This is a genomic window from Streptomyces nigrescens (genome assembly GCF_027626975.1).
Lineage (GTDB): Bacteria > Actinomycetota > Actinomycetes > Streptomycetales > Streptomycetaceae > Streptomyces > Streptomyces nigrescens.
Window position 1 is genome coordinate 5490284 of record NZ_CP114203.1, and the last position, 21654, is coordinate 5511937.

The 21654-nt window shown below is 71.5% G+C and carries 21 protein-coding genes; 15 read left to right on the forward strand and 6 right to left on the reverse strand.

Going from position 1 to position 21654, the window contains the following annotated elements; genetic code table 11:
• The first annotated feature begins 106 nt into the window (after positions 1-106).
• Positions 107-769 carry a TetR/AcrR family transcriptional regulator gene (locus STRNI_RS24645; protein ID WP_093639650.1) on the forward strand — a complete coding sequence of 221 codons (663 nt, stop codon included), beginning with the start codon at positions 107-109 and terminating at the stop codon, positions 767-769.
• 185 nt (positions 770-954) lie between these two features.
• Positions 955-2493, forward strand: coding sequence for an MFS transporter (locus tag STRNI_RS24650; RefSeq protein WP_159487873.1), 1539 nt, complete (start codon positions 955-957; stop codon positions 2491-2493).
• A gap of 156 nt (positions 2494-2649) precedes the next feature.
• Here the strand turns inward: STRNI_RS24650 and STRNI_RS24655 are convergent, their stop codons facing one another.
• Both STRNI_RS24655 and STRNI_RS24660 read right to left on the reverse strand, forming a co-directional pair.
• Positions 2650-3147 carry a MarR family winged helix-turn-helix transcriptional regulator gene (locus STRNI_RS24655; RefSeq protein ID WP_018091188.1) on the reverse strand — a complete coding sequence of 166 codons (498 nt, stop codon included), beginning with the start codon at positions 3145-3147 and terminating at the stop codon, positions 2650-2652.
• Positions 3148-3317: 170 nt separating this feature from the next.
• Positions 3318-4367 (reverse strand): questin oxidase family protein, encoded by a 1050-nt coding sequence (locus tag STRNI_RS24660; RefSeq protein ID WP_277412010.1) that lies wholly within the window; start codon positions 4365-4367, stop codon positions 3318-3320.
• Positions 4368-4613: 246 nt separating this feature from the next.
• Here STRNI_RS24660 and STRNI_RS24665 point away from each other — a divergent pair, with 246 nt between their 5' ends.
• A complete protein-coding gene (locus STRNI_RS24665) occupies positions 4614-5177 on the forward strand; it encodes a pyridoxamine 5'-phosphate oxidase family protein (RefSeq protein ID WP_277412011.1) in 564 nt (187 codons plus the stop codon).
• A 48-nt stretch (positions 5178-5225) separates the two neighbouring features.
• On the opposite strand, the gene STRNI_RS24670 is transcribed toward STRNI_RS24665, so the two are convergent.
• The 3 genes from STRNI_RS24670 to STRNI_RS24680 all read right to left on the reverse strand — a co-directional run bounded on the left by STRNI_RS24670 (position 5226) and on the right by STRNI_RS24680 (position 7164).
• On the reverse strand, positions 5226-5768 hold the full coding sequence (locus STRNI_RS24670) for a PPOX class F420-dependent oxidoreductase (RefSeq protein WP_159487877.1): 543 nt from the start codon (positions 5766-5768) through the stop codon (positions 5226-5228).
• A 108-nt stretch (positions 5769-5876) separates the two neighbouring features.
• A complete protein-coding gene (locus tag STRNI_RS24675; RefSeq protein ID WP_277412012.1) occupies positions 5877-6443 on the reverse strand; it encodes a hypothetical protein in 567 nt (188 codons plus the stop codon).
• Between the two features lie 148 nt (positions 6444-6591).
• The gene (locus STRNI_RS24680; RefSeq protein WP_277412013.1) at positions 6592-7164 is read right to left on the reverse strand and encodes a GNAT family N-acetyltransferase; all 573 of its coding nucleotides are present in this window, start codon (positions 7162-7164) and stop codon (positions 6592-6594) included.
• 185 nt (positions 7165-7349) lie between these two features.
• Between STRNI_RS24680 and STRNI_RS24685 the strand changes: the two genes are divergently transcribed.
• The 10 genes from STRNI_RS24685 to STRNI_RS24730 all read left to right on the forward strand — a co-directional run bounded on the left by STRNI_RS24685 (position 7350) and on the right by STRNI_RS24730 (position 18219).
• On the forward strand, positions 7350-8351 hold the full coding sequence (locus tag STRNI_RS24685; RefSeq protein WP_018091181.1) for a sigma-70 family RNA polymerase sigma factor: 1002 nt from the start codon (positions 7350-7352) through the stop codon (positions 8349-8351).
• 268 nt (positions 8352-8619) lie between these two features.
• Positions 8620-9402: a DeoR/GlpR family DNA-binding transcription regulator gene (locus STRNI_RS24690; RefSeq protein ID WP_026169899.1), complete on the forward strand. Its 783-nt coding sequence runs from the start codon at positions 8620-8622 to the stop codon at positions 9400-9402.
• Positions 9399-10346, forward strand: a complete 948-nt coding sequence (gene pfkB, locus STRNI_RS24695; RefSeq protein WP_018091179.1) for a 1-phosphofructokinase — start codon at positions 9399-9401, stop codon at positions 10344-10346. The genes STRNI_RS24690 and pfkB overlap by 4 nt, the downstream gene beginning before the upstream one ends.
• 411 nt (positions 10347-10757) lie before the next feature.
• The gene (locus tag STRNI_RS24700; protein ID WP_159487883.1) at positions 10758-12893 is read left to right on the forward strand and encodes a PTS fructose transporter subunit IIABC; all 2136 of its coding nucleotides are present in this window, start codon (positions 10758-10760) and stop codon (positions 12891-12893) included.
• Positions 12894-13090: 197 nt separating this feature from the next.
• Entirely contained in the window at positions 13091-13867 is a 777-nt protein-coding gene (locus STRNI_RS24705; protein ID WP_277412014.1) for a hypothetical protein, read from the forward strand.
• Positions 13868-14136: 269 nt separating this feature from the next.
• Positions 14137-14979: a DUF5753 domain-containing protein gene (locus STRNI_RS24710; RefSeq protein WP_159487887.1), complete on the forward strand. Its 843-nt coding sequence runs from the start codon at positions 14137-14139 to the stop codon at positions 14977-14979.
• Complete coding sequence (locus STRNI_RS24715; RefSeq protein ID WP_277412015.1) at positions 14961-15251, forward strand: DUF397 domain-containing protein; 291 nt, start codon at positions 14961-14963, stop codon at positions 15249-15251. The genes STRNI_RS24710 and STRNI_RS24715 overlap by 19 nt, the downstream gene beginning before the upstream one ends.
• 136 nt (positions 15252-15387) lie before the next feature.
• Positions 15388-15558 (forward strand): hypothetical protein, encoded by a 171-nt coding sequence (locus STRNI_RS24720; RefSeq protein ID WP_159487891.1) that lies wholly within the window; start codon positions 15388-15390, stop codon positions 15556-15558.
• Positions 15555-17021, forward strand: coding sequence for a hypothetical protein (locus STRNI_RS24725; protein ID WP_277412016.1), 1467 nt, complete (start codon positions 15555-15557; stop codon positions 17019-17021). The genes STRNI_RS24720 and STRNI_RS24725 overlap by 4 nt, the downstream gene beginning before the upstream one ends.
• 316 nt (positions 17022-17337) lie before the next feature.
• Positions 17338-18219, forward strand: coding sequence for an NAD(P)-dependent oxidoreductase (locus tag STRNI_RS24730; protein WP_266445560.1), 882 nt, complete (start codon positions 17338-17340; stop codon positions 18217-18219).
• Between the two features lie 135 nt (positions 18220-18354).
• Here the strand turns inward: STRNI_RS24730 and STRNI_RS24735 are convergent, their stop codons facing one another.
• Positions 18355-19137: a TetR/AcrR family transcriptional regulator gene (locus STRNI_RS24735; protein ID WP_266445563.1), complete on the reverse strand. Its 783-nt coding sequence runs from the start codon at positions 19135-19137 to the stop codon at positions 18355-18357.
• Positions 19138-19300: 163 nt separating this feature from the next.
• Between STRNI_RS24735 and STRNI_RS24740 the strand changes: the two genes are divergently transcribed.
• Both STRNI_RS24740 and STRNI_RS24745 read left to right on the forward strand, forming a co-directional pair.
• Positions 19301-19894, forward strand: a complete 594-nt coding sequence (locus tag STRNI_RS24740) for an NADPH-dependent FMN reductase (protein ID WP_277412017.1) — start codon at positions 19301-19303, stop codon at positions 19892-19894.
• An 83-nt stretch (positions 19895-19977) separates the two neighbouring features.
• Positions 19978-21579 carry an MDR family MFS transporter gene (locus STRNI_RS24745; RefSeq protein ID WP_381845432.1) on the forward strand — a complete coding sequence of 534 codons (1602 nt, stop codon included), beginning with the start codon at positions 19978-19980 and terminating at the stop codon, positions 21577-21579.
• Positions 21580-21654 lie beyond the last annotated feature (75 nt).

Below are 21654 nucleotides of genomic sequence, written 5' to 3' on the forward strand. Positions count from 1 at the left end.
GGACGCCAGAGTGGTGGTCTGATCGGGCGCCGGGGCGGTGTCCGGGAAGTCAGGAGCCGGGAAGTCAGGCTCCGGGAAGCGCCGGAAGTGAGAGGAGTGAGCTGCCGTGACCGCCGTCGCCGCATGCGCGAAGTCCGGGAAGCAGGGGCAGCAGCCCCGACTGCGGGCCGATGCCCTGCGCAACCGGGAGCGGATCATCGCCGCCGCCCGCGAGACGATGGTCGAGTTCGGGGCCGAGGTCCCACTCGATGAAATCGCTCGACGCGCGGGTGTCGGCAACGCGACGCTCTACCGTCACTTCGCGGATCGCCTGGAGTTGATCCACCACGTCACGCTCTCCGTCATGTCCCGTACCGCGGACCGCGCGGAGAGCGCCCTTGCCGAGGAGTCCGATGCTTTCCAGGCGCTGAGGCGCTTTGTCCACGCTGCGGTGGAGGAGCGGATCGGGGCGCTGTGCCCGCTGCTCTCCGACGGCATCGACCGGGACCACCCCGATCTGCTCGCGGCGCGCGAGCGTCTGGAGGCGGCCGTCGAGGCCGTCATGGGCGCCGCACGCGACAGTGGCCAGCTGCGTACCGACATCGCCGTCGGTGATCTGATGGTCGCGATCACCCAGCTCACCCGGCCACTGCCGGGGAGCAGCTGTCTGAACTTCGACCAGTTCGTGCACCGGCATCTGCAACTGTTCCTGGACGGCCTGCAGGCGCCTGCCCGCTCCGAACTCCCTGGCGCCGCCGCCACGTTGGACGACTTGAGGCGCCGCTCGTAAACCGGGGCGCACGGGGCGGGGACGGTTTCCCCGCCCGGTGCCCGTCCCGTCTCTGTCCTCCCTCTCCCGCCCCGTCCTCCCCCTCCTCGCCCGTCCACGTCCGGTCCGTCGCTTCGCCGGCGGCCGCCTCATCCCTCCCGTCCTTCGCTCTTGTTCGCTCACTGCACCAGTAGGTGGATCCCGCCATGCCCGAAACAGCCCCATACGTTGATCCGCGGCGCTGGAAAGCGCTGATATTCATCGCTCTCGCCCAGCTGATGGTCGTTCTCGACGCGACCATCGTGAACATCGCGCTGCCCTCCGCCCAGCAGGATCTCGGTATCTCCGACGCCAACCGGCAGTGGGTGATCACCGCCTACGCACTGGCCTTCGGGGGCCTGCTGCTCTTCGGCGGGCGCGTCGCCGACCTGTGGGGACGGAAGCGGACCTTCATCATCGGGCTCGTCGGATTCGCGGTCGCCTCCGCGCTCGGCGGGGCCGCGGCCAACCAGGGGATGCTGCTGGGTGCCCGTGCGCTGCAGGGTGTCTTCGGTGCGCTGCTGGCACCGGCCGCGCTGTCGCTGCTGGCGGTGACCTTCACCGAGGCCAAGGAGCGCGCCAAGGCGTTCGGCATCTTCGGTGCGATCGCCGGTGGCGGCGGCGCCGTGGGGCTGATCCTCGGCGGGGTGCTGACCGAGTACATGGACTGGCGCTGGACCTTCTTCGTCAACATCCCGTTCGCCGTGGTCGCCGCGACCGGCGCCTTCCTGGTCATCCGCGAGCCCGCGGAAGGCCGTAACCCCTCCCGGCTGGACATCCCCGGCGTCATCCTGGCCACCCTCGGCCTGGTCTCGCTGGTCTACGGGTTCACCCGCGCCGAGTCGGACGGCTGGCTGGCCGGTCCCACCCTGGGTCTGTTCGTGGCGGCCGCGGTGCTGCTGCTGGCGTTCGTGCTGGTCGAGTCCAAGGTGAAGGCCCCGCTGCTGCCGCTGCGGGTGGTCACCGACCGGAACCGCGCCGGTGTCTACGCGTCGCTGGGCCTGGCCGTGATCGGCATGTTCGGTCTCTTCCTCTTCCTGACCTACTACCTGCAGATCGTGAAGGGCTACACACCGGTCACCACCGGTCTGGCCTTCCTCCCGATGATCGTCGGCATGATCACCGGCTCGACGCAGATCGGCGCCCGGCTGATGAACCGCGTCCGGCCGCGGCTGCTGATGGCACCCGGCTTCACGGTCGCCGCGCTCGGCATGCTGGTGCTGACCCAGATCGATCTGGACACGTCCTACCCCGCGCTGATCCTGCCCGGCTTCCTGCTGATGGGCCTGGGCATGGGTACGGCGTTCATGCCGGCCATGTCGCTGGCCACGCACGGCGTCCAGCCGCGCGACGCCGGTGTCGCCTCCGCGATGGTCAACACCTCGCAGCAGGTGGGCGGCGCGATCGGCACGGCCCTGCTGAACACCATCGCGGCCAGCGCCACCACCGCGTACGCCACCTCGCACGCGGCCGGTGCGCGCTCGGCCGACCTGCTCAAGCTCCAGTCGATGGTGCACGGCTACACCACCGCCATCTGGTGGGCGGTCGGCATCCTGGCCCTGGCGGGCGTGATCGCCTACACCTTCATCAACACCGGGCGGCCGGGTGCCGGTTCGCCGGTGGCCTCCTCCACCGACGGCGAGAGCACGGTCCTGGGCTCGTCCGAGGGCGACGGTGAGGTCCAGGTTCCGGTGATGGTGCACTGAGCCGGCGGGACGGGCCGTACGGCATCCCGCCGGCCCGGGCCGTGGCCGGCCCACCCCGGTGTCGGGCGCTGCGGACTCCGTGCGCCCGCACCCGCGCGGGCCCGTCCGGCTCCTGTGCTCACACCGGCGTCGGCCTCGTCCGGTTCCGCTGATCCGTCAGCGCAGCCAGGGGAGGTCGGCGCCTTTCGGTTGCAGTCCTTCGGTCATCACTTGGCAGATCTCGGCCAGTTGGCCGACCTGCTCCGGGGAGAGGCGGTCGAAGATCGCGGAGCGTACGGCGGCGACATGTCCGGGGGCGGCCTTCTCCAGGACCCGCATTCCCTCGTCGGTGAGGAGGGCGTTCTGGCCCCGCTTGTCGGAGGGGCAGTTCTCGCGCCGTACCCAGCCGTTCTTCTCCAGGCGCGCGACCGCATGCGAGAGCCGGGAGCGGGTGATCTTGGCGTTCTGAGCGAGCTCGGTCATCCGCATCCGGCGCCGCGGTGCACGGGAGAGCTGGACGAGCAGGCCGTAATAGACGTGCGGCATCCTGGCGTCCCGTTGCAGCTGGCGGTCGAGGTGGTCCTCCAGGAGCGTGGTGGCGTGGAGGTAGCACTGCCAAGCGAATTGCTCCTCGTCGCTGAGCCAGCGCGGCTCGGCTGCGGGTTCGTTGCTCATACCATCCACTCTCTCACCACTCGGAGAGTTATTTAAGTTTTAACAACGATGAATTCCCCTCAAATCCTGTCACTTGAATATTCAAGCATGTGGGCCCTGCGGGTGCTGCGGGTGCTGCGGTCACCGCGCCGACTACTGCCAAGTGTGACTCCGTGGAGTGGCAATGTCCGTCATGCCTCCTGGTCGATCAGCTCCACCGCGTTCAGGGCCGCCGACAGGGCACGGGTGTCGCCGTCCTCGGAGGTCGCGGCGACGTCCAGGGCGGTGTCCGCGAACTTGATCGCATGCTCGTTGCCGTGGGCGACCGCCCGCGCGAAGACCTCGTCGGGCGTGACCATGGAGGCGTCCGGTGCCCGACGCGGGGTGTCCGCGGCGTAGAGCGTGGTGATCGCCGAGGCCGCCGCCCAGGCCACCGCGAACGAGCTCGCCCACAGTTCCCGGGGGAGCGCCGGCAGGGTGCGCAGCACCGCGTTCGGCGCGGTGGCGGCGTGCACCAGCATGATGCCGTTCCCGTGGCCGTGGTCCGCGTAGTTGAGGGTGGCGGCGCGCACGAGGGCGGTCAGGCCCTCGCGTGCGGCCTCGGGGGCATCGGGGATGTGCAGCGACTCGGTGGTGCTCAACCAGCCAGGGGTGGCGGGTAGTTGGGCGTAGCCGTCCAGCGGTGTCACACCCCGTTCGGGGATCCGGGGGAGGGCGGACAGCGCCTCGGCCGGAGTGGCGCTGCCCGTGGGGTGCACCGTCGCGGGCAGGAGCAGATGGCGGGCGGCCCAGTAGCCGAGGGCATGCGCGAACTCCGCGATCCTGGCGTCGTCCTCACCCTCCGTCAGGAGGCTGCGCACGGCATGGCCCACGCGGATGACGGGGTGGGTGGCGGCGCCGGCGATACCGGGCAGCAGCCGCGGCCACCACTCGGCGAGGAGCTCGCGCCAGGGTCGCTCGGCGACCTGCCCGGTGAAGTGCCGCGTCCAGTCGGTGACCCGGCTCGGATCGCCCAGCGCCTCCTGCCAGTTGGCGTCGGTGATACGGGTTTGAGGGGCCGGTACGTCCTCCAGCTTGTGCGCGTAGGCGTCGAGCCAGCGGTGGACGGTGCGGGCCTGGCCATTACGGACCATGGCTTCCACGGCCATCGGTCCGTGGTTGCTCAGATAGCCGCTGAACTCGGGGCCGGAGGTGTGCAGTCGTAACAGGGCTTCGTCGAGTGTGCCGCTCGTCGTCTCCATGGCCCGAGGCTAGGTCGGCGGGGCGGCGTCGCGTAACGGGCTTCCGTCCTACACCGCTGGTCGGCCGCGGCTTACGGCGCTGGTCGTAAGGCCGTGGGCGGGGTGGTCGCCGGGGCGCGCGGGAGTGCGCCGGTGTTGTGGTGCGGCGGCGGTGCGGTGGCGTTGCGGGGCGGTGGCGTCGCCGAGCTCTGCTTCCCGCGGCCATACCGGACAGGAGGTGTCGGGTATCGGGGGGAGGGTGCTGCCATGACGAGTGAGAGCAGAGGCGGGGAAGGCATCGCGAGCGGTGTGGGCGGCGTGGGCGGCGTCGGCGGTGCGGTCGGCTGGTCGGTGGTGGAGGCGGCGGTGCCGGAGCTCGCCGGGCGGGTGCGGGAGCGGTTCGGGGCGCACCGGCACCACGTCCTGGCGACCGTGCGGAAGGACGGCGCACCGCGGCTCACCGGGCTGGAGGCGGACTTCCGTCACGGGGAACTGTGGCTGGGCATGATGGTCGGCTCGCGCAAGGTGTCCGATCTGCGGCGCGACCCCCGGTTCGCGCTGCATGCCAATCCGGGGCCGGGCGCCGATGTGTCCGGAGGCGATGTACGGGTGTCCGGGCGGGCCGTGGAGGTGACCGACCGCGCGTTGGTCGCGCGCTATGCGGCGGAGGTGAAGCCGCCGGAGCCGTTCCACCTCTTCCGGGCGGAGCTGACGGAGGTGGTGCGTACGTCCACCGAGACTCCGTATGTGGTGGTGGAGACCTGGTCGCCGGGACGGGCGCCGCGCACCCTCCGGCGGAGGTCGGACGATGCGGCGCTGCGGGTGGAGTGAGGGCGGCGCTGCAGGTGGTGTGAGGTGGGGGAGGGTCGGTGCCGGGGCTCAGCCGAGGTTGCGGGACCCGGCGCGGCCGTCGTCCGGTTCGAGGTGCCAGCTGATGATGCGGCGCGGATGGACGCGGATCACGTCGTTGCTGAAGAAGTCGGGGGCCATCGGAGGTGCGTCGAGGGTCAGCAGTTCGGCGCGGCCGCGGATCTCCACCCCGCGGCCCCAGCCGGGCGCGACCGGGTCGTCGGCCGGTGCCATGTCGTCGATGAGCAGGGAGACTTCGGGGCGGGCCTGGGCGTTGCGGTACTTCTGGCTGCGACGCAGTGCGGGCCCGCCGATGTCGAGGGTGCCGTCGTCGTTGAGCACGAAGCCGACCGGGCGTACCTGTGGCCCGCCGTCCGGCCCGGTGGTCGCCAGACGGGCCAGCGGCTGGCCGGCGAGGTAGGCGCGCTCCGTGGGGGTGAAGACCTTCCCGGCGGTGCCGGGGGCGGACCCCGCGGCGGAGGGCGGGCCGGCGGGGTCCGGTGTGGGGGCGTTCGGTGTCGCCGCGTCCCGTGTGGGGGCGTCCGGTGTCGAGGGGCGTGAGGGCGTTGTCATGCCAAGGACGCTAGGACCTCAATTGCGGTTGAGGTCAAGGGCTGGTGGCGTCACCGGGTGAGGTCAAGGGCTGGTGGCCTCACCGGTGAGGCCAAGGGATGGGGGGCGTCAGTGCGTGGCCACCGGCAGCCGGTGCGTCCGGTCGCCGCCCCGGTGGTGGGTTTCGTGCGGCCGGTGCAGGCCGTGCGGCTCGCGGGTGCGGTGGGTGCGGAAGACGTAGAGGGCGGCGACGAACATCACGGCGCCCATGGTGAAGCCGAAGGCGGACGACTTGAGGATGCTTTCGCCGCCGAGGCTGTAGACCCAGCCCATCGAGCAGCCGAAGAGCGCACCGTAGGCGGCCGCCCGGGTCTCGGTGATCAGGGACGACTGGAAGTGGGCCACCACCAGCCCCAGTGCCCCCGACACCACGAACGCGGCCAGCCCGTACAGCATGGCCGGACCGCCCTTGTCGCCGGCGGTGTGGGTACGGAAGATGGTGAAGAGGCCGAAGGCGAGCGCCGTGATGATCGGCAACGACACGGTCGGCGGGATGTGCCTGGCCCGTTCCTTCATCCCGGCCATCCCCGGGGCCGGCTGCGGGGTACGGGCGGTGGTCGTCGCGCCGTGTTCGGTTTCGACGGTGCCGTGGGAGCGGGCGGCCCTCGCGCCGTGCCGCTGGGCGTGCTGGTCCATGGCGGGCTCCTCTCGGTTTCCCCCGCTGCCCCCTCCAGTCCAGGCGACACCCGGGTGCCGTACGCGGCAACCGGAACGGCGGGCACCGGAACCGGGCGCGGCGCGGCGGGGGCCCCGCGGTGCGGCGGGGGCCCGGTGGCGAGCGGGTTCAGCCCAGGTCCTTCTGGTACCAGGCCACGTCCCAGTAGCGGCCGAACTTGCGGCCCACCTCCGTATACGTACCGATGTGCCGGAAGCCGAAATGGGTGTGGAGGCGGGTGGAGGCCTCGTTCGGCAGGACTATCCCGGCGTAGGCGCGGTGCACGTCCTCGTCGGCCAGTGCCTCGAACAGGGCCTTGTAGAGCAGCGTGCCGACGCCCCGGCCGGCGGCGCGCGGGGCGCAGTAGACGGTGACCTCGACGGACGGGGCATAGGCGGCCTTCGGTCGGAACGCGCTGCTGGTCGCGTAACCGAGCAGCGCACCGCCCGGGCGCCCGGACGCGGAAGCCGCCCCGTTGTGCGGGTTTTTCATCCGGTCTGTCGCCTCTTGGGCAACCAGAAGACGATGCGGCCCGTCTTGGGGGTGGGAGAGCAACCACGGGCGGCGCTGTTCCGGAGTGAAGGGCTCCAGGTCGAAAGTGATGCACGTCTCACGGATGTAGTGGTTGTAAAGATCCGTAAGGGCCGGGAGGTCGGCCTCAGCGCCCGCCCTGACCTGCACTTCCCCGTGTTGTTGCAGCATGTGACCTCCTAAATGGGGGCGCAGGGTACTGCATGATCAGAAAAATAGCGGGGCAGCCTGGGAATTCTGTCCGGATTCCAGCCGTTGTTTCCTTCGGACGGGCCAGTCGCTGAGCATCGGCTTCGATGCCACCACCCGGCCCGCCCACCGTCCCGCGACCGACTCATCGCAAAGGGAGCACACGCATGGCAACCCGTGCCGTCGCCCGCCGTCAGGAAAGCAGCAGCGGTTCCGACGGGGCCAACAGTGTTCGCGCCATAGGCGGGGAGATCGCCGACCGCGACCTGGTCGGCATGTACCTCGACGAGATCGCGCGTACGCCACTGCTCGACGCGGCCAAGGAGGTCGAGCTGTCCCAGACCATCGAGGCGGGCGTCTATGCCCAGCAGATCCTGGACGGCGAGGTCGCCGACGGCAATGCCGCGGGCGCCGGCCGCGAGGAGCTGGAAAGGCTGGTCGAGGAGGGCGCCAAGGCCAAGGACATCTTCATCCGTTCCAACCTCCGTCTGGTGGTGGCGGTCGCCCGCCGCTACCCGCGCGCCGGGCTGCCCCTGCTGGACCTGATCCAGGAGGGCAACGCCGGTCTGGTGCGTGCCGTGGAGAAGTTCGACTACGCCAAGGGCTTCAAGTTCTCGACGTATGCGACGTGGTGGATCCGCCAGGCCATCACCCGCTCCATCGCCGACCAGTCGCGCACGATCCGGCTGCCCGTGCACCTCGTCGAGGAGCTGGGCCGGATACGCCGGGTGCAGCGCGAGTTCAACCGTGAGAACGGCCGTGACCCGGAGCCGGCGGAGGTCGCCGGCGAGCTGGGCTCCACGCCCGCCCGCGTCACCGACGTACTCGACTGGGCGCGCGACCCGGTCAGCCTCAACATGTCGGTGGACGACGACGGCGACACCCAGTTCGGCGACCTGCTGGAGGACACCTCCGCGGCCTCGCCCGAGCAGTCCGTGCTCACGCTGCTGCGCAGCGAGGAGCTGGAGGACCTGATCGACCGTCTCGACCACCGCACCGCTTCGATCATCAAGGCCCGCTACGGCATCGAGGACGGCCGCGAGCGCACGCTGACCGAGGTCGGCAAGCAGCACGGCCTGACCCGTGAGCGGATCCGCCAGATCGAGAAGCATGCGCTGCTGGAGCTGAAGCGGATGGCGCATGACACGGGATTCGACGCGGCCGCCTAAAGAGCGCGCGGTCGCGCGCACCGAGATCCGCGGCCCGGTCCGTGACGGACGAGCCCCGATGCCCCTTCCGGCGTCGGGGCTCCGTCGCGTCCGGGACCTGCGGGGGAGCGCCCGCCATCGCGTCCGGGACCTGCGGGGGAGCGCCCGCATCTCGCAGTAGATGTCCGTTTGAGTCTGACCGAAGCCCGAGTCTGTTTACTTTGCTGAAATCCAGGCGTAGCCTCGCACTGAAACCACAGGCTCGGGCATGGAACGGACACTCACGCAGATGTATGCACCGGAGCGCCAGCAGGAGATTCTGCGGCTCGCCCGTGAAGGCGGCCGGGTCGATGTGCTCTCCCTGGCGGAGGAGTTCCAGGTCACCGCCGAGACCGTGCGGCGCGATCTGAAGGCCCTGGACCGGGCCGGTCTGGTGCGCCGGGTGCACGGCGGAGCCATCCCGGCCGGCCGGCTGGACTTCGAGCCCGACCTCGCCGAGCGGGACGCCGTCGCCGCCGACGAGAAGCAGCGCATCGCACGGGCCGCGCTCGCCGAGCTCCCCGGCGGCGAAGGCGGCGCCGGCAGCTCCGGGAGCGTGATTCTGGACGCCGGGACGACCGCCGCCCGGCTCGCCGCCGAGATCCCGCTGGAGGCCGAGCTGACCGTCGTCACCCACGGTCTGCCGGTCGCCGCGCGGCTGGCCGACCACCCCGGGCTCACCCTCCACCTCGTGGGCGGCCGCATCCGGCACCGCACCCGGGCCGCGGTCGACGACTGGGCGCTGCGCGCCTACCGCGAGATCAACGCCGATGTGCTGTTCCTCGCGACCAACGGCTTCTCCCCCGACGGCGGTCTGACCACCCCCGACCTCGCGGAGGCCGCCGTCAAGCGGACGCTGATCGCCGCCGCCCGCCGGGTGGTCCTCCTCGCCGACTCCGCCAAATTCGGGCAGCAGCACTTCGCCCGCTTCGGCGCACTGTCGGACGTGGACCTGCTCATCACCGACACGGGCCTGAGCCCCGACGACGCCCTCGCCATCGAGCGTGCGGGCACGGAAGTAGTTCGCGCATGATCCTGACCGTCACCCCCAACCCCAGCCTGGACCGTACGTACGAGATCCCGGCGCTGGACCGCGGGGCCGTGCTCCGGGCGACCGCCGACCGGATCGACCCCGGCGGCAAGGGCGTCAATGTCTCGCGCGCGGTGGCCGCCGCCGGGCATCGCACCGTCGCCGTACTGCCGGTGGGCGGTCCCGCCGGTGCGGCGCTGGCCGGGCTGCTGGGCGCCGAGGGCATCGAGGTGGCGGGCGTGCCGGTGGCCGGTCAGACCCGCTCCAACATCTCGGTCGCCGAACCCGACGGCACCCTCACAAAGATCAACGCGACCGGTCCCGAGCTGACCGCCGAGGAGTCGGAGGCGCTGCTCACCACGGTCGGCGAGCGTTCCGTGGGCGCCGACTGGATCGCCTGCTGCGGCAGCCTCCCACGCGGTCTGGCCCCCGAGTGGTACGCGGAACTGGTCGCCCGCACCCACCGGGCCGGCGCCCGGATCGCCCTGGACACCTCGGGCCCCTCGCTGACCGCGGCCCTGCGGGAACGCCCCGACGTCGTCAAGCCGAACGCCGAGGAGCTGGCACAGGCCGTAGGCCGCCCGCTCGCGACCCTCGGTGACGCGGTCAAGGCCGCCGAGGAGCTGCGCGCCTGGGGCGCCCGCGCCGTACTGGCCTCCCTGGGGGCGGACGGCCAGCTACTGGTCGACGAGGAAGGCGCCTACTTCGGCAGTGCCCCGGTCGCGGCCGTCCGCAGCAATGTCGGCGCGGGCGACGCCTCGCTGGCGGGCTTCCTCACGGCGGGCGGTTCGGGCCCCCTGGCACTGGCCGTCGCGCTGGCCCATGGCGCGGCCGCCGTCCAGCTGCCCGGCAGCCTGATGCCGACCCCGGACGATCTGGACACGGCCGCCGTCCGGACCACCGACGCGGTGCCGTTCGACCGCCTGCTGACGGAGCCGGTGTCATGAGTGCGGCGGGCCGGGTCGTTGTTGTGGGGGCTGTGTACAGGGCCGTTGGTGTGAGGGCCGTGAGTGCTGTGTATCGGGCCGTTGTTGTGAGGGCCGGGTGCCGGGTCCGTGGCGTGAGGGCCGCGCGCCGGGCTGTTGCTGTGAGGGCCGTGAGCGCCGCGTGCCGGGCCGTGGTCACCGCTTCCCCTTGCCGAGCCGTTGCTGGGCCCGCCCGCCGCGGCCCCCGTCCCTCCACCGTCCCCTGCGACCCCCTGGTCTCCTCCCCTGGTCCCGACCTCCCGGTCTCCGCCGACCTCCGGGTCCCCTGCACCCCCTTGGCCGTTCCCCCGGCCCGCACCGGGAGGCGCCCCAGCCACCCCCCGTCCCGTCCCCACCGCCCCCACGGCGGTACCGCGCGCAAGGGAGCCCGCGATGAGTGAGCTGATCACCGCGGAACTGGTCGACCTCGACCTGTCCGCAGAAACGAAGGATGCCGCCGCACGTTCCCTGGCCGAGCGGATGGTCACCTCCGGTCGCGTCACCGATCTGGAGGGCTTCCTCGCGGACATCGCCGCACGCGAGGCCCAGATGCCGACGGGCCTGGACGGCGGGATCGGCATTCCGCACTGCCGCAGCGAACACGTCACGGAGCCGACGCTGGCCTTCGGGCGCAGCGCCTCCGGCATCGACTTCGGTGCACCGGACGGCCCGGCCGACCTGATCTTCCTGATCGCGGCCCCGGCGGGCGGCGACGCCGACCATCTGTCGATCCTCTCGACCCTCGCCCGGCACCTGATGGACGAGACCTTCACCGGCGCGCTCCGGTCCGCCACCGAACCGGAGCGTACGGCGGCGCTGATCCGCGGGGACGAGCCGGCGGCGGTCCCGGAGACGGCGGTCCCCGAACCGGCGGTCCCCGAGCCGGAGGTGGCCGGACCGGCGGCGGAGCCCGGACCCGAGCGGGACGCCGAGCCGCAGGCGACGACGGACGCCGCCCCCACCACCCCAGCAGCCGCCGAGGCCCCCGCCAGTGGCGCCCCTTCCGAAGCCGCCACCGACACCACTCCCGACGCCACTCCCGCCCCGGCCGCCCCCTTCCGCATCGTCGCCATCACCTCCTGCCCCACCGGCATCGCGCACACCTACATGGCCGCCGAGTCACTGGAGAAGGCCGGGCAGGCCGCCGGTGTCGAGGTGTTCGTCGAGACCCAGGGCTCGGCCGGGTTCAAGCGGCTCGACCCGCAGCTCGTCGCGGACGCGGACGGCGTGATCTTCGCGCATGACGTCGAGGTACGGGAGAAGGAGCGCTTCGCCGGGAAGCCGACCGTCGACGTCGGGGTGAAGGCGGGCATCAACCGCCCCGCCGAACTCATCGCCGAGGTACGGCAGAAGGCCGCACACGGCGAGGCCGGCGCCCCCGCACGGGCCGCCGCCCCCATGGACAAAGGCGCCGACGCGGGCGACGGCTTCGCCACCCGCCTGCGCAAGTGGCTGATGACCGGAGTCAGTTACATGGTGCCGTTCGTCGCCGCGGGCGGTCTGCTCATCGCGCTCGCCTTCGCCATCGGCGGCTACACGATCAACAAGGCGCCGTCCGTCGCCGAGCACTTCATCTGGACCGAGTCCGCCAGCTGGGCGGCGCTGCTCTTCCAGATAGGCGGCGTCGCGTTCGGCTTCCTCGTCCCGGTCCTGGCCGGCTTCATCGCGTACGGCATGGCGGACCGGCCGGGCCTGGTCCCGGGCTTCGTCGGCGGCGCCATCGCGCTCACCATCAACGCGGGCTTCCTCGGCGGTCTGATCGCCGGACTGATCGCGGGCGCCGTGGTGATGGCGATTCAGCGGGTCCGTATCCCACCGGTGCTGCGCGGCATCATGCCGGTCGTGGTCATCCCGCTGATCTCCTCGGCGATCGTCGGTTTCCTGATGTTCCTCGTGATCGGCAAGCCGATCGCCGCGCTGCAGAAGGGGCTGACGGACTGGCTGTCCGGCCTCACCGGCGCCAACGCCATCATCCTGGGCGTGATCCTCGGCCTGATGATGTGCTTCGACCTCGGCGGCCCGCTCAACAAGGTGGCGTACGCCTTCGCGGTCGGCGGCCTCGCCAACCCCAACGAGGGCAGTCTGAAGGTCATGGCCGCGGTGATGGCGGCCGGTATGGTGCCGCCGCTGGCGATGGCGCTGGCCACGACCGTCCGGAGCCGGCTCTTCACCAAGGCCGAGCGGGAGAACGGCAAGGCGGCCTGGGTGCTCGGCGCCTCCTTCATCACCGAGGGCGCGATCCCCTTCGCCGCCGCGGACCCGCTGCGCGTCATCCCCTCCGCGATGGCCGGCGGCGCGGTCACCGGCGCCCTCTCGATGGCCTTCGGCTGCACCCTCCGCGCCCCGCACGGCGGCATCTTCGTCGTCCCCCTGATCGGCCAGCCGCTCCTCTACCTGCTCGCCATCGCCGCGGGTACGGCCGTCAGCACGGCCCTGGTCATCCTCCTCAAGGGCCTGCGCAAGCCGTCGCCCACCCACCCGGCCCCCTCCCCGGCCGACGACGAGGCCGAGGTGACGGTCGCCGCCTGATCCCTCTCCGCACAAGCATCCCTGCGCGCTGTCCCGAGGCCTCCACCGCCCACCAGGTGGAGGCCTCAGCCCGTCTGCCCCTCCATCCCTCCACCCACCCCTCCACTCACCCCTCCCCAGTTGCCGGACGCATCTGACGGGACGTGAGGCCTGGTTACCCGCGCGTTAGTGGATCTTTAACCGGCCCGACGAGAGTCATGGGTGTCACGCCGAAGGACACCACGGACACCACTCACCAGCTCGGGGGATTCCTCATGTCGCTCGCCACCACCACTCTGCGCCGCGGTCGCCGTCTTGCCGTCGCCTCGCTCGTCGCCGCCGCGGCGCTCTCGCTGACCGCCTGCCAGAACGGCGACGACAAGGCCGCGCCCGCGCCCTCCGCTTCGAGCAGCCAGGCAGCGCCCGACGGCGCCTCGAAGGCGGGGGACTCCACGTCCGGTGGCTCCGCGTCCGGTGGCTCCACGTCCGGTGGCTCCGCGTCCGGCGGTGCCGCTGCGTCCGGCGGTTCCTCCTCGGGCGGCGCCTCCGCGGGCTCGTCCTCGGCGGGTGGGCAGCAGGCGGGCGGTGGCTCCGGGGCCGCACCGGGGAAGGGCGCATCGCGTACGGGCACGAACGGAGGCCAGGGTTCCGCGACGGGCGGCTCCGGTGGGCAGGGCGGTTCCTCCGCCGGACGCCAGGGCGTCAGCGGCACCTGGGTCGGCACGCTGAAGTGGCTCACCGACTACAAGCTCATGGTCGCCCCGAAGCGCGGTATGGAGCAGGCCTTCCACGTGCTCGACAGCACCAAGGTGCTCGGCGCGGCGGCACTCTGCGGGGACCCCGACGGCCGCGTCCAGCTGGACGGCTCCGGCTACGGCACCCGCCCGTGCAGCCTCACCGACCTGCGCAAGGCGGCCAAGCTCGGCAACGTCACAGTCCAGGTGACCGTGGACCACGGCGCCGCCACGAAGATCGCCGAGCTCTACCACCCGTAAGGCCCCAGCGGGGCCCCACCGTCCCCGCACAACCGGTTCATCGGCCGTCGGAGCATCCGGCGGCCGCCGCCCTTTGCGCCGTCGCCATGAGCACCGCCCCCGGTATCGCCCCCTGTCCGCCATTTCCCTGCCCGGAGGACCGGCACGCAACTACCGTGTGTATTCCGGCCTTTACGGCAAGCGGCCGGAAAGGCGGGCGAATGCTGCCTGTGGGCCGTATTTCGCCGCCACGCACCGTTAGTTCCACACCTTCCACGGAGGAGGTCGCCATGCCACCGAGGCGAGCGGTCACCGGTCGCAGCCAGGAGCCCCGCCAGCGCTACGTAGAAGAGCTGCGATTACTACGGGCCCAGAAGGGCGACAGCCTCCGCCGGCTCGGCGACGTACTGGGCTGGGACTGGTCGCTGTTCGGCAAGATGGAGAAGGGCGAGACCCTCGGCGGCCCGGAGGTCGCGCAGGCCTTGGACCAGCACTACGGGACGCCGGGGCTGCTGCTGACATTGTGGGAGTTGGCGGCGGGGGATCCTACGCAGTTCCGCGAGCGGTACCGGCGGTACATGACGCTGGAAGCCGAGGCGGTGAGCATGTGGCATTACGCGGTGAGTGCTCTCCCCGGCCTGCTTCAGACAGGTGGCTACGCACGCGACTTGCTCTCGGTGGGAGGCAGCAGCGATGACGAGCTGACCCGGCACGTTCAAGCGCGAGTCGGGCGCCGGGAGTTGCTCGATGGTGACGATGCTCCGCGCTTCCGCACCATCTTGTCCGAGGCCGTATTACGCACACCATTGGCTGACGCCGAGGAATGGCGTGAGCAGCTTGAGCACCTGGTGACCATGGGGGACCGGCCACACGTCATGGTTCAGGTCGTTCAGCAGCAACGCGGACTCCACGCCCTGACGAACACGGACACGATGTTCTTGCGGCTCCCGGACGGTCGCACCGTGGCATGGGTGGAGACCGGATATTCCGGCGAACTTGTCGAGGAAACGGCAGCAGCCGAACGACTTCAGCTCAGCTACGATCTGGTCCGTGACCTAGCCCTATCCCCGGTTGCCTCACGGAAGTTCATCAGGCAGATGTTGGAGGAAGCCTCGTGCGAGCCATCGACCTGAGCACCGTTACCTGGCGCAAGAGTTCATACAGCAACCAGGACGGCGGCGAGTGCATCGAGGTCTCCGATGACCTCCTGGCCGCTGCCAGTTGGCGCAAGTCCAGCTACAGCAATCAGGACGGCGGCCAGTGCATCGAAGTCACCGACGACTTCCCCGCCATCGTCCCCGTCCGTGACAGCAAGGCCCCCCACGGTCCCGCCCTCCTCTTCGGGGCGCCCGCCTGGGCATCCTTCGTCACTGCTGTGAAGAGCGGCGAACTCCCCGGCGCCTGACGCTGACCGGTCCCAGGAGACCACCCGAAGATCACCACGGCGGCGGCCGCCCCCCATCAGGGGCTGGCCGCCGCCGTCGTGTGCGTTCCGATGATTCGTGCGGCCGGGGCGGGCCCCGATCAGTATCGGCCTGGGGATGGAGGGCAACATCGTCAAGGACATGGACGCGGCGATCAATGGCGACCCCAACGCGGACAAGGAAAAGGACAAGCCCGGCGCCGCTGCCGATGCGCGCCGGCATGCCGGAGAGGGCACGAAGAAGATGAAGGAATCCCCGGACACGGACAAGTTCGGAGCGTTCGGATGACCGGCGATCAGCCGTCCGCGGTGACCCTGTCCAAGCCGGGCGACCCGGCGCGGCCGGTTCCGGCTGGGGCGGTCGGTGCACGCAGCGGCCGGTGGGTGACCGTGGCCGCGCCCCTCGCGCTGGTGGCGCTCACCGCGGCATGGCTGTTTCTCGGGGCCGGGGGAGTGCGGACGGTCGTCGTCTGGCTTGCTTTCGGGGTGCTGGCGCTGTGCCTGGGTGCCGTCGGGGTGAGTGTGTTCCGGGCCGGCGCGGCCCGGGACCGTACCTACGCGCGGGCGGTGCGGGCCGCTTCATCGGCATCGGGCGAAGCCCGACCTGCAGCCGTCCCCGCGCGGCTGCACGGCACGCCATGGCCGTCGCTCCGTGCCGTCGGCCTGCTGGTCGGGCTGCCGACGCTGGTGTGCCTGTGGATCGCGCTCGCGGTGGCGGAACCGGACTCCGGGGGCCGGGCAGCGGCATTGCGCGAGGCCGGCGCGGTCACCGGCAAACTCCGTATCGCCGCCATCGAGCACGAGGTGACCGAGGGGCGCGGGCGGAACGCAGATGCCACCGCCCAGTACACCGTCCTCCTTCCGCCGGCTAACGGGCAGGGTGGACGCGGGGTTCCGGCGAGCTTCACGGCGGACACCGAACGGCGCCAGGAGGTCGGCGGTGAGCTGTACGTCGGTTACGTCCCGGCGCACCCCGAGCTGGGCGCCGTGGGTGATGACCAACGGGCAGAAGTGGAACGGAAGTTGTCCGGGCGGACGGTGGAAGCCGCCACGTCCTGGGTGGCCGCCGGTTTCTGGATCCTGGTGACGTTGGCACTCTGCGCCGGCTGGTGGCGGGAGGGCGTCACACGCCGGGGTGCACGCAGCACCGGCGAGGACTGGGTCGCCCTGCGGGTCCGTGTCACAGGCGGCGGAAAGCACACCGACGCCCCGCCGGTCGAGGGCACGGATCAGGCGGCCGAGCGCCAACGCCGGGAGAACACCCGGCAGCTGAAGTGTCTGCTGCTCGGCGTCGACGGCACGGACCGGACCGTCCCCTTCCACGGCGAGCTGTCCAGCACCGTCGCGGGGGCTGTCCTGGCAGGGGCATCAGGGCTGCTGGTGTGGCATCCGCAGCGGCGTCGGGGCAAGGATGTGCTTGCCGAGCTGATCGGCGATGACGGCTGGCAGTTGCCGGGTGCGGTGCCCGCCCGTGTGGCGCAGGGCATGGAAGCAGCCGCGCCGGGCCCGGACCGCGGGGCGCTCCCCGGGGCCGGGCGGCAGGTCCGGCTGCTGGACCTCGGCGCCGCCTGGTCCGCCACCGTCCCGAAGCCGCTTTTGGCCGGCTTGGTGTGTGCGCTGCTGAGCATGGGGGCGCTGCTGGCCGTGCCGGACAACGGTGCGTGGCGGCTGTGGGTCGGTGCGGCAGGTCTGCTGGCACCGCTCGCCGCCCTGTTGGTACGGACGTCCCGGACCGCCCCCGACAGCGATTGACGGGGCGCTCCCGGCAGCGACCGACGGGCCGCTCAGGCAGCGGCTGACGGCCCGTCTCCGGCGACCACTGACCGACACCGTACGGGCCGTCCCTCCTGACGAGGGGCGGCCCGCCGTCTTGGTGGCGGCAGTCCGGTGACGAGGGGCATCCACCCACGTCCAGCCACGTCCATGCACGACCACGCACCTGCAGGTAAGTACGCACCAAAAAGTAGGTACTTGTCCCGTGTCGAGCTCCGGCCAAGACTGATGTGGCGGCCTCCGGAATCCCTTGCGAGGTCGCTGAATCAGGCGCAATGAGGCGGGAGTTCGGTTCGTGACGACGGTGAAGAAGAGCGTGGCGGTCCTCGGGCTGGGGAGCATGGGGGCGGCGCTGGCGGATGCGCTGCTGGTGGCCGGCCATGAAGTGACCGTGTGGAACAGGACGCCCGGCCGGGCGGAGGGGTTCGTGGCGCGTGGAGCGCGGCGGGCCGAGTCGGTGGCCGAGGCGGTCACGGCGGGCGAGATCGTGATCGTCTGCATCCTCGATTACGGCGATATCGGTCCGCTGCTGGAGCAACAGGGCGGCGGGCGGGCGGCGTTGCAGGGGCGGGTGGTGGTCAATGTGACCAACGGGTCGCCCGAGGAGGCCTGTGAGATGGCGGAGCGGGTGGCGGCTCTCGGGGCCTCCTACCTCGACGGCGGCATCATGGCCGTGCCCGAGATCATCGCGAGCCCGGAGGCCTTCGTGCTCTACAGCGGCTCGCGGGAGGCCTTCGAGGCGCACCGGGGTGTGCTGGACGCGTTCGCCCGCAGCGTCTACCTGGGAGAGGAGCCCGGGCTCGCACCGCTCCACGACCTCGCGCTGCTGAGCGGCATGTACGGCATGTTCGGCGGTTTTCTGCACGCGGCCGCGTTGGTGCGCTCGGCGGGCGGATCGGTGGCGGAGTTCACCACGACGCTGCTGCAGCCGTGGCTGGCGGCGATGGCCGGTGGTCTGCCCGCGATGGCGGCACAGATCGACTCCGGCGACTACACCGTCACCGGATCACCGCTCGCCATGCAGGTCGCGCACGACAGCATCGGGGAGGTCAGCCGCGCACAGGGCGTCAGCCCGGAACTGTACGCGCCGCTGTTCGCGCTGATGGAGCGGCGGGTGGCGGACGGCCACGGGAGCGAGGGGCTGGCGGGAGTGGTGGAGTTGGTGCACCCCCGCTGAGGCGGGACGAGGAGCTGGTGCCGGTGTCAGTGTCAGAGCCGGTGCCAGTGCCAGTGCCGGTGTCGCTGCGCGGCCGGGGGCCGGTGACCGACAGGTGCGCGGATGCCTCCCGCGCACCTGTCCGTCACCGGCCGCTCAGATGTCCAGCCGGGCCGCGATGCCGTCGAGGACGCTGTCCAGGCCGGTCTCGAAGCGCCACTGCGGGTCGTCCTTGTGGACGGCTTCGCGGAGGTAGCGGTGATAGGTGGGGTAGCGGCCGGTGCTCATCAGGTAGCGCATCTGCGGGCCGAGGGCGGTGCGCAGATCGTCGGGGCTGTCCCAGCCCTGCTCCCGCATCAGGGTGTGCTGGGCGCACTCGGCCGAAACGGCCCCGTGGACATAGGAGGTGACGGTCCCGACGACGGCCATCATCGCGTCGATGTCGAGTCCGAGCCCGTCCAGGGAGGAGAGTGCCCGCTCGGCCTCGGCCATCCGGCTGGGGGTGAGTGCGCGCAGCGCCTGCGGTGAGGAGATCTGGATGAGCCAGGGGTGGCGCAGCACGATCTCCCGGGTGCGCAGCGCGTGGGCGCGCATGACGTCGCGCCAGTTCTCCAGGTCGTCGGGGAGTTGCAGGTCCGCGTAGACCGCTTCGGTCATCAGGTCCAGGACGTCGCCCTTGCCGGAGACATAGCGGTAGGCCGCCATGGGGGCGACGCCCAGTTCGGTGGCCAGGCGGCGCATGGTGACGGCGTCGATGCCGTCGGTGTCGGCGATCTGAACGGCGGCCGCGGCGATCTTCTGCGGGGTCAGAGTGGCCCGCGGGGCCGGTGCCGGGCGGTCCAGCCGCTCCCAGAGGGAGACTTCCGCCGGGTCCGGCGAGTCCGCGGCGGACCCGGACGGCCGCCGGTCCTCGGCATCGGCGGTCTTCTTGCTGGCCATGGGCCCACTTCCTTCCCGGATCCTTCCGGAGCAGCATCGCGTACAACGTATCAGAAGTAGACGCTGTACACGCTGCTGTGTACGTTGTACTCGTTCGATACGCCGCACACAGCAGCGGAGCCGCATGCCGTAGAGCGGTATGCGCGCAGGGGAGGGATGCGTCATGGGCAGCGAGAAGCGCCTGCAGGTCGCGGTCATCGTCGGGAGTACGCGGGACGGCCGGTTCGGGCCGACGGTCGCGGCGTGGGTGGCCGAACGGATCGCCCAGCGGGGGGACATGGCCGCGGAGGTGATCGATCTCGTCGAGACGCCGGCGCCCACCGTCTTTCCCGCCTTCGGGCAGCCTCCGGCGCCCGGTACCACCGAGCTGCTCGCCGAGATCTCCCCGCGGCTGGCGGCGGCCGACGCGATGGTGATCGTCACGCCGGAGTACAACCACAGCTTCCCGGCGCCCCTGAAGAACGTCATCGACTGGCACCACGCCGAGTGGCACGCCAAACCGGTCGGCTTCGTGTCCTACGGCGGGCTGTCCGGCGGGCTGCGGGCGGTGGAGCAGCTGCGCGTGGTGCTGGCGGAGCTGAATGCGATGACGGTCCGGCACACCGTCAGCTTCCACAACTACGGGGACAAGTTCGACGCGGAGGGGCGGCCGACGGACCCGGCGGCCGAGGGCGCGGCCAAGGTCATGCTCGACCAACTGTCCTGGTGGGCACTGGCGTTGGCGGAGGCCAAAGCCATCCGGCCGTACGCCGCCTGATGGCGCACGTACCGGAATCCGCGGCGAGACGGAGAGACGGAGAGGCGGAGAAAGGGAGTGAGGGGCGAGGGGGCGCAGTGAAAGTGACGGACAGTGCGGCGGAAGCGGCCGGCGGGACCGGCCGGGCCGAGGGGGCCATGGGGGCCAAGGGGGCCGCGGGGAACGGGGAGCGGTCGCGGTCGCTGTACCTCGGGGTGTTCGGGCTGCTGCTCGGGATGTTCCTGGGGATGGTGGACGGAATGATCGTCGGGACCGCGCTGCCCACGATCGTGGGGGAGCTCGGGGGCCTGGAACAGCTGTCGTGGGTGGTGACGGCCTATCTGCTCACCACCGCCGTGGCGACACCGATCTGGGGGAAGGCGGGCGATCTCTACGGCCGCAAGGGCACGTTCATGGCGGCGATCGTGCTCTTCCTCGCCGGGTCGATGCTGTGCGGGCTGGCACAGGACATGGGGCAGCTGATCGCGTTCCGGGCCCTGCAGGGGCTGGGCGCGGGCGGGTTGATGGTCGGGGCGCTGTCGATCATCGGGGTGCTGGTGCCGCCGCGGGACAGCGGCCGGATGCAGTCGATGATCGGCGCCATGATGCCGGTCGCGTTCATCGGGGGGCCGTTGCTGGGCGGCTTTCTCACGGATCAGCTGAGCTGGCGGTGGGCGTTCTACGTCAATGTGCCGCTCGGCGCGGTCGCGCTGGTGATCGTCGGGGTGTGGATCCGGCTGGGCCGCACCGAGCGGAGCACGGCGCGGATCGATTATCCGGGCGTCCTGCTACTGTCCGGCGCGATCCTGGCGCTGACCCTGCTGGCCAGTTGGGGCGGTGTCCGCTACGGGTGGGGATCGCCGCAGATCCTCGGGCTGGCGGCGGTGGGCGTGGTGGCGCTGGCCTGGTTCGTACGGGTCGAGCGGCGGGCCGTGGAGCCGGTCATCCCGCCCCGGCTGTTCCGCAGCCGCAACTTCACCCTGGCGCAGATCCTGAGCTTTCTGGTCGGCGCGGTGATGCTCGGCGCGACCAGCTATCTGCCGCAGTACCTGCAGTTCGTGCAGGGGCTGTCGCCGACGGCCGGCGGGCTGCTGTTGCTGCCGCTGATGTTCGGGATGCTCGGTGTGCAGCTCGGCACCGGGGCCCTGATCAGCCGTAACGGCCGCTACCGGATCTATCCGATCCTGGGGGGCGGGGTGCTGACCGCGGGTGTCCTGCTCCTGTTGCTGCTCGGTACGGACACCGCGACGGCCCTGGCCTCCGCGCTCACCGTCGTCGCGGGCATGGGCATCGGGTTCGTCATGCAGAGCACCATGATCATCACCATGAACAGCGCCGCACTGCGCGACATGGGCGCCGCCAGCGGCACGGTCACCCTGCTGCGTACGGTCGGCGGCTCGCTCGGTGTCGCCCTGCTGGGCGCCGTCTTCACCGGACGGCTGCACAGCGGGCTCGCCGACCGGGTGGGGGAGGGCGCCGCGGACCGGCTGACGGCGGGCGCCGGACAGCTGACGCCACAGGTGCTGGACGGGGTGGCCGCACCGGTACGGGACGCTTACCGGGCGGCGGTCACCAGCGGGCTGCACGGGGTCCTCATCGGCGCCGCGGTGCTGGCCGCGCTCGGCTTCGCGGCAGCCTGGTTCGTACGGGAGGTGCCGCTGCGGACGGCGGTTGACATGGTGGACCCGGTGGACCCGGTGGACTGACCCGGTGCGGTCCGGCTCGGCGCGGCCTGGCCCGGCGCGGCCCGGCCCGCCGGCCCCGGCCGGGGTGGCGGGCCC